The 13,508-nt window shown below is 67.1% G+C and carries 13 protein-coding genes; 7 read left to right on the forward strand and 6 right to left on the reverse strand.

Going from position 1 to position 13,508, the window contains the following annotated elements; translation table 11 throughout:
- Positions 1-6: 6 nt before the first annotated feature.
- Positions 7-2,118 (reverse strand): transketolase, encoded by a 2,112-nt coding sequence (gene tkt, locus FPY90_RS02015; RefSeq protein WP_071216759.1) that lies wholly within the window; start codon positions 2,116-2,118, stop codon positions 7-9.
- 315 nt (positions 2,119-2,433) lie between these two features.
- Here tkt and FPY90_RS02020 point away from each other — a divergent pair, with 315 nt between their 5' ends.
- Complete coding sequence (locus FPY90_RS02020) at positions 2,434-3,417, forward strand: heme o synthase (protein ID WP_071216760.1); 984 nt, start codon at positions 2,434-2,436, stop codon at positions 3,415-3,417.
- 103 nt (positions 3,418-3,520) lie between these two features.
- On the opposite strand, the gene FPY90_RS02025 is transcribed toward FPY90_RS02020, so the two are convergent.
- Positions 3,521-4,009, reverse strand: a complete 489-nt coding sequence (locus tag FPY90_RS02025) for a GNAT family N-acetyltransferase (RefSeq protein WP_071216761.1) — start codon at positions 4,007-4,009, stop codon at positions 3,521-3,523.
- Positions 4,010-4,062: 53 nt separating this feature from the next.
- Here FPY90_RS02025 and FPY90_RS02030 point away from each other — a divergent pair, with 53 nt between their 5' ends.
- Positions 4,063-4,914, forward strand: a complete 852-nt coding sequence (locus FPY90_RS02030) for a phosphotransferase (protein WP_498683535.1) — start codon at positions 4,063-4,065, stop codon at positions 4,912-4,914.
- 42 nt (positions 4,915-4,956) lie between these two features.
- Here FPY90_RS02030 and FPY90_RS02035 read toward each other — a convergent pair whose 3' ends face one another.
- The 3 genes from FPY90_RS02035 to FPY90_RS02045 are packed head-to-tail and all read right to left on the reverse strand — an operon-like array spanning position 4,957 to position 7,589.
- Entirely contained in the window at positions 4,957-5,889 is a 933-nt protein-coding gene (locus FPY90_RS02035; protein WP_498683536.1) for a COX15/CtaA family protein, read from the reverse strand.
- A 19-nt stretch (positions 5,890-5,908) separates the two neighbouring features.
- Entirely contained in the window at positions 5,909-6,679 is a 771-nt protein-coding gene (locus FPY90_RS02040) for an ABC transporter permease (RefSeq protein ID WP_498683539.1), read from the reverse strand.
- A complete protein-coding gene (locus FPY90_RS02045; protein ID WP_498683543.1) occupies positions 6,669-7,589 on the reverse strand; it encodes an ABC transporter ATP-binding protein in 921 nt (306 codons plus the stop codon). The genes FPY90_RS02040 and FPY90_RS02045 overlap by 11 nt, the downstream gene beginning before the upstream one ends.
- A gap of 186 nt (positions 7,590-7,775) precedes the next feature.
- On the opposite strand from FPY90_RS02045, the gene FPY90_RS02050 reads away from it, so the two are divergent.
- The 5 genes from FPY90_RS02050 (at position 7,776) to FPY90_RS02070 (ending at position 12,490) form a co-directional block, all read left to right on the forward strand.
- The gene (locus FPY90_RS02050) at positions 7,776-8,564 is read left to right on the forward strand and encodes a helix-turn-helix transcriptional regulator (protein ID WP_071216766.1); all 789 of its coding nucleotides are present in this window, start codon (positions 7,776-7,778) and stop codon (positions 8,562-8,564) included.
- The gene (sufB, locus tag FPY90_RS02055) at positions 8,561-10,021 is read left to right on the forward strand and encodes a Fe-S cluster assembly protein SufB (protein WP_071216767.1); all 1,461 of its coding nucleotides are present in this window, start codon (positions 8,561-8,563) and stop codon (positions 10,019-10,021) included. Before FPY90_RS02050 ends, sufB begins: the two co-directional genes overlap by 4 nt.
- 2 nt (positions 10,022-10,023) lie before the next feature.
- On the forward strand, positions 10,024-11,307 hold the full coding sequence (gene sufD / locus FPY90_RS02060; RefSeq protein ID WP_498683547.1) for a Fe-S cluster assembly protein SufD: 1,284 nt from the start codon (positions 10,024-10,026) through the stop codon (positions 11,305-11,307).
- A 77-nt stretch (positions 11,308-11,384) separates the two neighbouring features.
- Complete coding sequence (gene sufC, locus FPY90_RS02065; protein ID WP_071216769.1) at positions 11,385-12,143, forward strand: Fe-S cluster assembly ATPase SufC; 759 nt, start codon at positions 11,385-11,387, stop codon at positions 12,141-12,143.
- A 2-nt stretch (positions 12,144-12,145) separates the two neighbouring features.
- Positions 12,146-12,490 carry a metal-sulfur cluster assembly factor gene (locus tag FPY90_RS02070; RefSeq protein WP_071216770.1) on the forward strand — a complete coding sequence of 115 codons (345 nt, stop codon included), beginning with the start codon at positions 12,146-12,148 and terminating at the stop codon, positions 12,488-12,490.
- 91 nt (positions 12,491-12,581) lie between these two features.
- Here the strand turns inward: FPY90_RS02070 and ypfJ are convergent, their stop codons facing one another.
- Complete coding sequence (gene ypfJ, locus FPY90_RS02075; protein ID WP_498683548.1) at positions 12,582-13,496, reverse strand: KPN_02809 family neutral zinc metallopeptidase; 915 nt, start codon at positions 13,494-13,496, stop codon at positions 12,582-12,584.
- Between the last annotated feature and the right edge of the window lie 12 nt (positions 13,497-13,508).

A 13,508-nucleotide genomic window follows, 5' to 3' on the forward strand; every position in this document is an offset into this window, starting at 1 on the left:
GTGGTGTTACTTGGCGGCGGAGATGGAATCGAGGGCGGCGGCGGTGACGGCCTCCGCGGTGATCCCGAACTCCGAGAAGAGTCGCTTGTAGTCGGCCGAGGCGCCGTAGTGGTCAAGGGAGATGATGCGTCCGGCATCCCCGACCAGTTCGCGCCAGCCCTGGGCCACGCCGGCCTCGACGGAGACGCGGGCCTTCACGGCCGCGGGCAGCACGGACTCGCGGTAGGCGGCGTCCTGCTTGTTGAACCATTCCAGGCACGGGATGGAGACCACGCGGGCGGGCACGCCCTGGGCCTGCAGGGCCTCGCGGGCCTCGACGGCCAGGGAGACCTCGGAGCCGGTGGCCAGCAGCAGCACCGCCGGGGCGACGACCTCGCCGTTGGCGGTGGCGTCGGCGAGCACGTAGGCGCCCTTTTCGGTGCCCGAAGCGGCGCCGAAGCCCAATTCGCTGCGGTCGTAGACCGGCAGGTTCTGGCGGGAAAGGATGATGCCGGCCGGGTTGGAGGTGGTTTCCAGGATCTTCTTCCAGGCGAAGGAAACCTCGTTGGCGTCCGCCGGGCGGACCACGTCCAGGTTCGGGATGGCGCGCAGGGAGGCGAGCTGTTCGACCGGCTGGTGCGTCGGGCCGTCCTCGCCCAGGCCGATGGAGTCGTGGGTCCAGACGTAGATCGACGGGATTCCCATCAGCGCCGAGAGGCGGATGGCCGGGCGCTGGTAGTCGGAGAAGATCAGGAAGGTGCCCGAGTAGGCGCGCGTCGGGGAGGCCAGGGTGATGCCGTTGACGATGGAGGCCGCGGCGTGCTCGCGGATGCCGAAGTGCAACACCCGTCCGTACGGGTTGCCCTTCCAGGAGTCGGTGGACCGCGATTCCGGGATGAAGGAGGGCGCGCCCTCGATGGTGGTGTTGTTCGAGCCGGCCAGGTCGGCCGAGCCGCCCCAGAGCTCGGGCAGCACGCCGGCTACGGCGTTGATGGCCTTGCCGGAGGCCGAGCGGGTGGCGACGTCCTTGCCGGGCTCGAAGACCGGGAGGTTCTGGTCCCAGCCGGCGGGCAGGTGGCCGGATTCCAGGCGTGCCAGCAGTGCGGCGTTCTCCGGGTTGGCGGCGGACCAGGCGTCGAAGCCTTCCTGCCAGGCGGCGCGGGCCGCCGTGCCGCGGGTCTGGACCTCGCGGGCGTGGCCAAGCACGGCTTCGTCGATGGCGAAGGATTCGGCCGGGTCGAAGCCCAGGGCCTGCTTCAGTCCGGCTACCTCGTCGGCGCCGAGCTTGGAGCCGTGGATGCCGCCGGTGTCCGCCTTGGTCGGCGAGGGCCAGCCGATGACGGTGCGCAGGGAAATGATCGAGGGGCGGGAAGTCTCTGCCTTGGCGGCGCGCAGTGCGGCGTCCAGCTCGGCGAGGTCCTCGACGTAGTTCCCGGTCTTGGTCCAGTCCACGCGCTGGGTGTGCCAGCCGTAGGCCTCGTAGCGGCCCAGCACGTTCTCGGTGAACGCGACGTCGGTGTCGTCCTCGATGGAGATGTGGTTCTCGTCGTAGACCACGACAAGGTTGCCCAGTTCCTGGTGGCCGGCCAGCGAGGAGGCCTCGGAAGTGACGCCCTCCTGCAGGTCGCCGTCGGAGGCGATGACCCACACGGTGTGGTCGAACGGGGAGGTGCCGGCGGCGGCGTCGGCGTCAAGCAGGCCGCGCATGCGGCGCTGGGCGTAGGCGAAGCCCACGGCCGAGGCCAGGCCCTGGCCCAGCGGGCCCGTGGTGATTTCCACGCCCGCGGTGTGGCCGTATTCCGGGTGCCCGGGGGTCTTGGCGCCCCAGGTGCGCAGCGACTCGAGGTCCTCCATCTCCAGGCCGTAGCCGGAGAGGAACAGCTGGGTGTAGAGGGTCAGCGAGGTGTGGCCGGGGGAGAGCACGAAGCGGTCGCGCCCGATCCAGGACGGGTCGGACGGGTCGTGGCGCAGGTGCTGCTGGAAGATCAGGTAGGCGGCCGGGGCCAGCGAGATCGCCGTTCCGGGGTGCCCGTTCCCCACCTTCTCGACCGCGTCCGCGGCCAGCACGCGGGCGGTGTCGACTGCTCGCTGGTCAAGATCGGTCCAAGCGAATTCGCTGTTGTCTGCTAGTGGCGCCACGTTGTGGGTCCTCCCTGTACGGTGTGCATTTCAAAGTCTGTTGGTTGCGCCGGCGTCCCGCCCTGTAAGCACAACGCCGCCGTCGCATCCAATGGTTCACTGGGCGGATTCGGCGGCGGCGCAACGCTTCCAGCTTAGCGCCATCGAGCCCGAAAGTGCCCGTTTGCGACCGCTTGTTGAGGCATGGCGAAAACATTGCCCGGGTCCGGCGCGCCGACGCGGGCCCGCCCGCATTGCACCCCGGCCCATTTCTACACGACGTAAAAGGGTATGCTAGAGGGTGATTGTCCTTATTACCCCCGTAGAACTGAGTAAATGTCTGTGAAGACCGTGTCCGTTGACTCCGCAACGAGGGCCCGCGCAGCTCGCCAGCCGAACGAATCGGCCGGCGAATTCGTCTCGCGAAAAGCCAAGGCCTATCTGGCCCTGACCAAGCCACGTGTGGTTGAACTGCTGCTCGTGACCACGTTGCCGACCATGATGTTCGCCGAGCGCGGTTTCCCCTCGATTTCGCTGGTGCTGGCCACGCTGCTTGGCGGTGCCATGGCGGCCGGGGCGTCCGGCTCCTTCAACTGCTACATCGACCGCGACATGGACAAGGTGATGCAGCGCACCAAGGGGCGCCCGCTGGTCACCGGAGAGGTCACCCCGCGCGAGGCGTTGGTCTTCTCCTATGTCCTGGCCATCGCGTCGCTGGCGGTGCTCTGGTTCGGCACCAACCCGCTGACCACGGCCCTGGGCCTAGCCGCGATCCTCTTCTACGTGGTGCTGTACACGCTGATCCTCAAGCGCCGCACCGCGCAGAACATTGTCTGGGGCGGGATCGCCGGCTGCATGCCGGTGCTCATTGCCTGGGCCGCGGTGACCAACAAGGTCGAATGGCCCGCGATCATCCTGTTCCTGATCATCTTCCTGTGGACCCCGCCGCACTACTGGCCGCTGTCGATGAAGTACGCGGACGACTACAACGCGGCCCATGTGCCGATGCTCGGTGCCATCTCCACGGCCCGACGCGTCTCGGTGCAGGTTGTGCTGTACGCCTGGGCCACGCTGGTGTGCTCGCTGCTGCTGGTCCCGATGGGCTATGCCGGCATCGTCTACACCGTCATCGCCGGCGTTTCCGGCCTCTGGTTCGTCTACGAGTGCCACGTGCTCTACCGCGAGGCGCAGCGCGACCACGAGCCGGCGGACATGAACAAGAAGGCCATGAAGGTCTTCCACATCTCCATCACCTACCTGACGCTGGTCTTCGTGGCACTGGCCATCGACCCGTTCGTGGGCGGCCCGCTCTTCGGCTGACCACGCCACGTCCTCTTCGCAAGCGGCCCTTCGGTTCAATCCGAGGGGCCGCTTTGTTGTCGGTGGCCGGTCGTACCGGGGAGCGCACACGGGCCGGGAGCGCTCAGCGGACCATGCGGATCTCGTTGCCAGCGCCCTCGTAGCCACTGGGTTTCCGGGATCCGTCGGGAACGAATCCGTTGCGGGTGTAAAAGGCCGCGGCGCGCGCGTTCGCCTCGAGCACCCACAGGCTCGCCGGCTCCTTGCCGAGGACCGCATCGAGCAACCCCTGGCCCGCCCCGGAGCCGTGTGCCGAAGCCAGCAGGTAGATGAACCACAATTGCCTGGCCCGCGGGGCGGGGGTGTCCTGGCTCGCGCCGGCCCCGGCCAGGCCGACGAGCCGGCCGTCCCGCTCGGCCACCGCAAAGCGGTCGCCGGGCCGCGGGTCCGTGCAGATCGACCGCCACATCCGGATCCGGCCGGCGCGCGCTTCCTCGCCCCAGGCGGATGCGGGGAAAACCCCGGCATAGGTTTCGGCCCAGGTCTCCAGGTGGAGTTCGGCCAGCGCTGCGGCGTCCCCGGGGCGCGGGGCGCGGATGAGGGTCGGTGTCATCGAAGCAACTTTACCGGCCCGGGGCCGCGGCACCGCTGGTAGTCTTTCGAACCATGCGGACATGGGACAACGGACTGCTTTCGGTCCGGCAATCGGGGCTCGTCCGGGCGTGGCTCGGGGCGCCGGTGCTGCTGGCGGATGTGTCGTGGGGCCAGCTCGACACCAAGGTGCTGCATGTCCGGGCGGGAAGCCGCGAGGTCATCGTCAAGGGTGCCGGGGGAGCGAACCACCACATCGGACGCGAGCTCACCGCGCACCGTGGACACACCGGCCGGCTGGTCGCCGCCGGGCTGGCCGGGGAACTGCTACATGGGTGCCGGGAGGCGGGCATCATGGTCCTGGAATACCAGCCCGGGGTGTTGGTCGAGGGCACCGCGGCAGAGTACTCCCCGGACATCCACGAACAGGCCGGTGCCGCGCTTCGGCTGCTGCACGGCACCGGGGGCCGCCGGGACGAGGACCACGAGGCCGGCGCCACGGCGCGCGCGCTGCGGCGGCTCGACGCGCGGCACCTGGTCGATGCGGCCACCGAGCGGGCGGCCCGCCGCAGGCTCGCCGAGCATGGCGTCCACCCGGTCACGGTGGTGCCCACGCACGGGGACTGGCAGCCGCGGAACTGGCTCAGCGAGAACGGCAAGCTGCGCGTCATCGACTTCGGCCGTTTCGCGTTCCGACCCGCCGCCACCGACCTGTGCCGGCTGGCCGTGCAGCAGTGGGACACGCATCCGGAACTGGAGGCCGCGTTCCTGGCCGGCTACGGCGCCGACCCCCGGGAGGCGGGCTGCTGGGCCGTCGAACTGCTGCGCGAGGCCATCGGCACCGCGGTGTGGGCGCACGAGGTGGGCGATGCGCCATTCGAGGCGCAGGGCCACCGGATGCTGAAAGAGGCCCTGGCACGCTTCTAGCGCGCCAGGGCCGCTCTCGGGATTGCCGGTGTTCGGTCCAGGTCAGAGGGGGAACTTCGCGGTGGTGCGGTCCCAGACGTTGACGGCCGCGGCGGCCAGCAGCGAGGCACCGAGCATGTGCAGCAGCACCAGGAGGATCGGCAGCCCGGTGAAGTGCTGGACGTAGCCGATGATGCCCTGCAGCACCACCACGCCGGCCATCAGCCACAAGGGGGTGCGCAGCTTCGCGTCGGAGTCGTGGCGCAGTGCCAGCACCAGGGCGGCAACGGTGGCGATCACCAGCAGGTAGACCGGGACCACGTGGATGCGGGTGACGATGTACGGGTCGAACATGTGGCGCGGGGCGTCCGCGTCGCCGGCGTGCGGGCCGGTGCCGGTGACGATCGTGCCCAGCACCAGGGCCAGGACGGAGGTGGTGAAGATGGTCCAGGCCAGGAAGCGCTGCGTGGAGCCGGCCGGTTCGCCCAGCGAGGTGGCCCCGCGGCGCAATGCGCCGGTGCGGTTGACCAGCAGTGCCGCGGCCATGACCAGGGCCGCGGAGACCAGGAAGTGCAGCGAGACGACCCACGGGTTCAGCTTGGACCAGACGGTGATGCCGCCGATGAGCGCCTGGGCCGGGATGACCGCAAGCAGCGCGATCGACAGGCGGTAAATGGTCTTGTGTTCCGTGCGCATGCGCCAGATCGACACGATCATCGCCACCGCGATCGCCGCGAGGATGAAGGTGAGCAGGCGGTTGCCGAACTCGATGAGCCCGTGGATGCCCATCTCGGCCACCGGGGTCATGGACCCGGGCACGCAGTTGGGCCACTGCGAGCAGCCCAGCCCCGACTTGGTCAGGCGGACGGCGCCGCCGGTGACGATGATGCCGATCTGGGAGGCGAGGGAGGCGATGGCCAGGCGGTGCACCGTGTTGTTCACGGTGGTGGGCAACTTGTCCGTCCAACTGTTGGTGGCGGGGGAGGTGGTGCTCATGGTGTTGTGCTCCAGGATTCTAGTTCCACTTGAACCAGCGGGTTGCGGCGAAACCGGCAATGATTGTCCATGCCAGCAGGATGAGGATCCCGGAGACCGACCCGGTTCCGGTGATCAGGGCGGCCCTGAGGGAATCGCCCAGGGCGGCCGAGGGCAGCAGGTCGACGATCGGCTGCAGGTAGGCCGGGGCGCGGGTGCTGGGGAACAGGATGCCCCCGACAGCGGCCAGCAGGACCCAAGCCAAGTTGGTGATGGCCAGCGTGGCCTCGGGGCGCACGGTCCCGGCGACCAGCAGGCCGAGGGCCGTGAACGCCGCCGCACCCAGAATCAGCAGCGCAAGGGCCCAGCCGATGCCGGCGGGCGCCGGCCGCCACCCGAGCAGCAGGGCGGAGCCGCCGATGACCACGACCTGGAGGAACAGGACCACCAGGACCGCGATGACCTTGCCGTAGATCAGGCCGGCGCGGCCCAGCGGGGTCGTGGACAGGAAGCGCAGCACCCCGTAGCGGCGGTCGAATCCGGTGGCGATGCCCTGCCCGGTGAACGCGGTGGAGACCACGCACAGGGCCAGCACGCCGGGGGCGGCGGCGTCGATGGGGTTGGCGGCGACATCCTTGAGCAGGTCGGTGAAGACCAGTCCGAAGAGGGCCATCAGCGGCAGCACCACGGCGACGACGAGCTGCTCGCCGTTGCTGATCATGCCCAGGGTCTCGTAGCGGCCCTGCAGCAGGATGCGCCGCAGTGTTCCCTGCGCGTTGGCGGCCGGGGCGGCCTGCGTACTAGTTGGCATTGTTTCCCTTGTCGGCGATCTCCAGGAACACGTCTTCAAGCGTGCGCGGTTGCATGGTCAGCGCGTGGGGCAGGACGCCCTCGCGGGTCCACCACGTGGTCAGTTCGGCCAGGTCCCCGGGGGAGCGGACGCCATCGAGGCGGTAATGCCCGGGGGAGGCCTCGGCGAGGGTGAGGTGCTCCGGCAGCGCGGGCAGCATCATGGCCGCCCGGGCGGTGAAGGTCACGGCCTGGGCCGGGGTTTCGTCCGCGGCGTGGGCCGTGAGCTCGGAGACGGTTCCCTGGGCCACGTTGCGCCCGTCGTCGATGATGTAGACGTAGTCGGAAAGCTTCTGCGCGTCTTCCATGAGGTGGGTGGTCAGCACGATGCACATGCCGGCCTCGCGCAGTTCGCCGATCAGCTCGAAGACGACCTGGCGCGATTGCGGATCCAGTCCGGCGCTGGGTTCGTCGAGGAACACCACGTCCGGGTTTCCCGCCAGGGCGGAGGCCAGCGCCACGCGTTGCTTCTGGCCGCCGGAGAGCCGGCGGATGGAGGTGGTGGCGAACTCGTTGATGCCCAGGCGCTCGATGAGGGCATCGAGGTCGGCGGGCCGCCGGTAGAACGAGGCGACGTGGCGCAGCAGCGGGATCGGGCGCAGCGAGGGCGGCAACCCGCCGTCCTGCAGCATGACCCCCACGCGCGAGCGCAGCGCGGGGCTGGCGCCGTAGGGATCCTCGCCGAGCAGGCGGACGGTGCCGCCGTTGGGGCGCAGCAGGCCCTGGGCGCACGCCAGGGTCGTTGACTTCCCCGCGCCGTTGGATCCCAGGATGGTGGTCACGCTGCCCGCGTCGGCCTTGAGGCTGATGCCGTACAGCACCCGCATCATGCGGCCATCCAGGGCGGGGACGGGACCGAAATCTTTGAGCAAGCCCTCAATCACGAGACTTGTAGACACATTGGACACCCGGTTATTCTATGTCAGGTAGAAGACACTGGGGCCGCGATGTGGCCCCGGTCTCTTTGTCCGCGGTCTTTCCTCCGGCCGGGTTCCACCCGCGGCGAAGTAAGCAGTGCCTTACTAGACGGATGAACTGGATTAGAGCATGCTTGTGTTGTGTATTCATCGAAAACCGACGTGCCGGCCGGCGACGCCCCGGCACGCATCGTTCCCGCGACAGGGGAAGCCGAAGAACGCACCCGCGACCGAGTCCTGTATTCCGTTTTGGAGGATGGCCCGGTCAGCGCCGCCGAATTGGGCGAGCGCTTGGGCTTTACCCCTGCAGCCGTTCGTCGCCACCTTGATGCGCTCTCCAAGCAAGGGCTCGTCGAGGTCAAGCTCGTGGCCAACCAGCGCACCGGCGCCGGTCGGCCCTCACGCCGCTATGTGCTTTCGCACCGCGGCCAAACCAAGATGGGCAACGACTATCTTGACATCGCCACCGAGGCGCTGACCGAACTCGGTCGTGCCGCCGGCCCCGATGCGGTCAAGGCCTTTGCCGCCCGCCGCTTCGGCGAGATGGAACGGCGCTACCGCCCCGTCATGGCCGGCATCGACGGACTCGAGGAGCGCGCCGAGGCGTTGAGCGAAGCGCTCAGCGCGGACGGCTTCGTTGCCTCCACCCGCAAGGTCGGCGCAGATTCGCCGACCGCGACCATGCTCAGCGTCCAGCTGTGCCAGGGGCACTGCCCCATCCAAGAATTGGCCCGGGAATTCCCCGTCTTTTGCGAGATGGAAACCCAGACCTTTTCCCGCCTGCTGGGTGTCGATGTGCGAAGGCTCTCGACACTTGCCAGCGGCGGGCATGTGTGTACGACCCACATACCCGTGGGTCGCAACCAAACTCCTCAGCGAGCTGAGAAGAGAACTCGAATCAAGATCACGAAGCAGGAGAGGCCGCGATGACGGATCAGATTGCACAGGAGTCCACTGACGCCGGCGTGATTACCGAGATCCTGGAGAAGAACCCAGAACTCCATGGAATTGGTAATTACGAATACGGATGGAGTGACAAGAACGATGCGGGTGCCAATGCACGCCGCGGCATCAACGAGGACGTTGTCCGCAACATCTCGGAGCTCAAGAGTGAGCCCCAGTGGATGTTGGACATGCGCCTCAAGGGCCTGAAGTACTTCGATCGCAAGCCCATGCCCACCTGGGGTGCAGACCTCTCGGGCATCGACTTCGACAACATCAAGTACTTCGTGCGGTCCACCGAGAAGCAGGCCACCAGCTGGGAGGACCTGCCCGAGGACATCAAGAACACGTACGACAAGCTCGGCATCCCCGAGGCCGAAAAGCAGCGCCTGGTTTCCGGTGTCGCCGCCCAGTACGAGTCCGAGGTCGTCTACCACCAGCTGCGCGAGGACCTTGAGAAGCAGGGCGTGATCTTCCTCGACACGGACACCGCGTTGAAGGAACACGAAGACATCTTCAAGGAGTACTTCGGCACCATCATCCCGGTGGGCGACAACAAGTTCGCCTCGCTGAACACCGCGACCTGGTCCGGCGGCTCCTTCGTCTACGTCCCCAAGGGCGTCCACGTGGAGATCCCGCTGCAGGCATACTTCCGTATCAACACGGAAAACATGGGCCAGTTCGAGCGCACCCTCATCATTGCCGATGAGGATTCCTACGTGCACTACATCGAGGGTTGCACCGCCCCGATCTACACCTCGGACTCCCTGCACTCGGCAGTCGTCGAGATCATCGTGAAGAAGGGCGCCCGCGTCCGCTACACCACGATCCAGAACTGGTCGAACAACGTGTACAACCTGGTGACCAAGCGCGCCGTCTGTGAAGAGGGCGCCACCATGGAGTGGGTCGATGGCAACATCGGTTCCAAGGTCACCATGAAGTACCCGGCCGTCTACCTGGTCGGCGAGCACGCCAAGGGCGAGACCCTGTCGATCGCCTTCGCCGGTGCCGGACAGCACCAGGACACCGGGTCCAAGATGGTCCACATCGCCCCGAACACCTCCTCGAAGATCGTCTCGAAGTCGGTGGCCCGCAACGGCGGCCGCGCCGCCTACCGCGGCCTGGTCCAGGTCCGCGAGGGCGCCAAGGGTGCACGCAACTCGGTCGAGTGCGATGCGTTGCTGGTCGACCAGATCTCGCGGTCTGACACCTACCCGTACATCGACGTCCGCGAGGACGACGTGACCATGGGCCACGAGGCCACCGTTTCGCGCGTGTCCGAGGAGCAGCTCTTCTACCTGATGAGCCGCGGCATGACCGAAGAGGAAGCCATGGGCATGATCGTGCGCGGCTTCGTCGAGCCGATCGCCCGCGAGCTTCCGATGGAATACGCCATGGAACTGAACCGCCTCATTGAACTGCAGATGGAAGGATCCGTCGGTTAATCATGACTGATACCGCAACTCACTTAACGGGCGAAAAGGCCCGCATCGGTGCGCCGAGCATTTCCGGTTTCACCGAAGAGGGCGAAAACCTTTCGCCGTTGAACGCAGCCGAAGTGTCCTCCCCGATTGGCGGTGACGCCGTCAAGGCGCACAGCCACGGCGGCGGCGCGGGAATCCCCGATTCCTCGCGTGCCGGTCGCAAGACCAGCTACAACGTCGAGGACTTCCCGGTGCTGACCGGTCGTGAAGAGGACTTCCGCTTCACGCCGCTCAAGCGCATGGGCGGCCTGCACAAGAACGAGCTGACCGGGGTTGCCCCCGCGTTGACCGTCGAAGGCGCCAACGTCTCCACGCTGGAAACCGTTGCCATGACCGACGCACGCGTCGGTTCGGCCGGCATCCCGGAGGACCGCATCTCGGCCAACGCCTGGAAGCATGCAGCCGAGGCCAAGATCGTCACGATCCCGGCGAACTCCACCGGCGAACAGGTCACCTTGACCTACACCGGAACCTCGCTCGAGGCCGCGGCCAGCCACATGGTGGTCATCGCCGAAGCCAACTCCGAGTCCGTGGTGGTCATTGACCACGTCGGGTCCGCAGTGCTGGCCCAGAACATCGAATTCGATATCCGCCAAGGCGCCAAGCTGACCGTGATCTCGCTGCAGGCCTGGGCCGAGGAGGCCATCCACGCATCCTCCCACCTGGCCAAGGTCGGCAAGGACGCGCACCTGAAGCACATCGCCGTCACCTACGGCGGAAACTTGGTGCGCATGACCCCGTCGGCGCACTTCGATGGCGAAGGCGGAGAGGTGGAGCTCTTCGGACTCTACTTCGCGGATGCCGGACAGCACCTGGAACACCGCCTGTTCGTGGACCACGCGACCGAGAACTGCAAGTCCAACGTGTTGTACAAGGGTGCCCTGCAGGGCAAGGACGCGCACACCGTGTGGGTCGGCGACGTGCTGATCCGCAAGGAAGCCAAGGGGACCAACTCCTACGAGGCGAACCGCAACCTGGTGCTCACCGAAGGCGCACGCGCCGACTCGGTGCCGAACCTGGAAATCGAGACCGGCCTGATTGACGGTGCCGGACACGCCTCGACCACCGGACGCTTCGACGACGAGCACCTCTTCTACCTGATGAGCCGCGGCATCGACGAGAAGACCGCACGCCGCCTGGTGGTGCGTGGCTTCCTGAACGAAATCGTGCAGCAGATCCGGGTTCCGGAGATCGAGGAACGCCTGGCCGAGACGATCGAGCGCGAGCTCGCCGCCACGGACAGCTAATTCAGGCTTTCCCCCCACCAACACCTAAAACTTCGTCGATTCACATCGACTTCACGGAAAGAGAACGGACTCAAGGCATGTCTACTCTGGAAATCAAGGACCTGCACGTCTCCATCGAGACCGAGCAGGGCAACAAGGAAATCCTCAAGGGCGTTTCCCTGGTCATCAAGACCGGCGAAACCCACGCCATCATGGGCCCCAACGGCTCGGGCAAGTCCACGCTGGCCTCGACCATCGCCGGGCACCCGCGCTACACCGTCACCTCCGGCTCGATCACCCTCGACGGTGCCGATGTCCTGGAGATGAGCGTTGACGAGCGTGCACGCGCCGGCATGTTCCTGGCCATGCAGTACCCGGTCGAGGTTCCGGGCGTTTCGATGACCAACTTCCTGCGCACCGCCAAGACCGCCATCGACGGGGTTGCCCCGAAGCTGCGGACCTGGACCAAGGACGTCAAGACGGCCATGGAAGCGCTGAAGATCGATGCCGAGTTCGCCTCGCGCAACGTCAACGAGGGCTTCTCGGGCGGCGAGAAGAAGCGTGTGGAGATCCTGCAGCTGGAACTCTTCAAGCCGAAGTTCGCCATCCTGGACGAAACCGACTCCGGCCTGGACGTCGACGCCCTGAAGGTCGTCTCCGAGGGCGTCAACCGCGCCCAGGAGCAGAACGAGATGGGCACGCTGCTCATCACGCACTACACCCGCATCTTGCGCTACATCAAGCCCGACTTCGTGCACGTCTTCGTTGACGGCAAGATCGCCGAGCAGGGTGGCGCAGAGCTTGCAGACCGCCTCGAGGAAGAGGGCTACGACCGCTTCCTGAACGTTCCGGCCTAGTCATGAGCGTATCCAACGAGACGACCAGCGGGTCCGCCGAGACTGCACTGGAGGACGTCGAAGAGGCGCTCAAGGACGTAATCGACCCCGAGCTCGGTGTCAACATCGTCGACTTGGGCCTGCTCTACGGGCTGAAGTACGCCGATGACGGCGCACTGCTCATCGACATGACCCTGACCACCGCGGCCTGCCCGTTGACAGACGTCATCGAGGAGCAGGTCGGCCAGGCACTGGAATCGGTCGTTGATTCCTACCGCCTGAACTGGGTCTGGATGCCGCCATGGGGTCCCGAGCGGATCACCGACGACGGACGCGACCAGATGCGGGCCCTGGGCTTCAACATCTAGTCCGCACGGACGAACACCACGCGAGGTGCGTTTCCCCTTTCCGGGGAAACGCACCTCGCGTGTTTTTTGGGTCCTGCCCCCGCGGGGGTGCCTACGCGCCGGGCTTGTCCAGGTTGCGCGCCGAGAGGGTGTCGCACTGGTTGATGTCCCCGGTGGCGTAGCCCTGCAGGAACCAGGCCTGGCGCTGGGCCGAGGAACCGTGGGTCCAGACCTGGGGGTTCACACGCCCGGAGGCGGCTTCCTGGATGCGGTCGTCACCCACCGCCGAGGCGGCCGACAGCGCGGACTGCAGGTCGGCCCGGCGGATCGGCTGCATGAAGGTGTTGCCCTCGGCATCCTTCGTGGTGGCGGCGTGGGCCGCCCACATGCCGGCGAAGCAGTCGGCCTGCAGTTCCACGCGCACCGAGCCGGAGGTGGCCCCGGTGCCGCCCTGCTGGGAGGCGGCGAGGGTGCCGATGGTGTTTTGGATGTGGTGCCCGTATTCGTGTGCCACCACGTACTCCTCGGCCAGCGGTCCGCCGTCGGCGCCGTAGTTGGTGCTCAGTTCGGCGAAGAACCCGGTGTCGAAGTAGGCGACGCGGTCCCCGGGGCAGTAGAACGGTCCCACGGCGCTGCTGGCCGTTCCGCAGGCGGTGTCCACCTGCCCGTCAAAGAGCTGCACGCCCGGCCGTTCCACCGCCACGTTGTATTGCGGGAGGTATTCGAGCCAAAAGCTGTCCAGCGACTGGGTGGTGGCCAGGATCCGGCAGTCGGTGCGCGCGTTGGCATCGGCCCCGGTCTTGCAGCCCTCGAGGGCCGAGGGCCCCTGCTGCGTGGTTCCCTGCCCGGTGCCCGGGTCTGAACCGATGCCCAGTTGGGCGAGCATGTCGGGGTTGATGCCGAGCAGCGCGGCGATCAGCACCACGATGATCCCGCCGCCTCCGGCGGCGATCTTCCCTCCGCGGCCGCGGCCGCGCGAGTCCCTGATGCGTCCGGAGTCAAGTTTCGCGTCGTCGTTGAAGCTCATGGTTCATACAAT

Source organism: Arthrobacter sp. C2, assembly GCA_024207135.1.
In the GTDB taxonomy this organism is placed as follows: domain Bacteria; phylum Actinomycetota; class Actinomycetes; order Actinomycetales; family Micrococcaceae; genus Paeniglutamicibacter.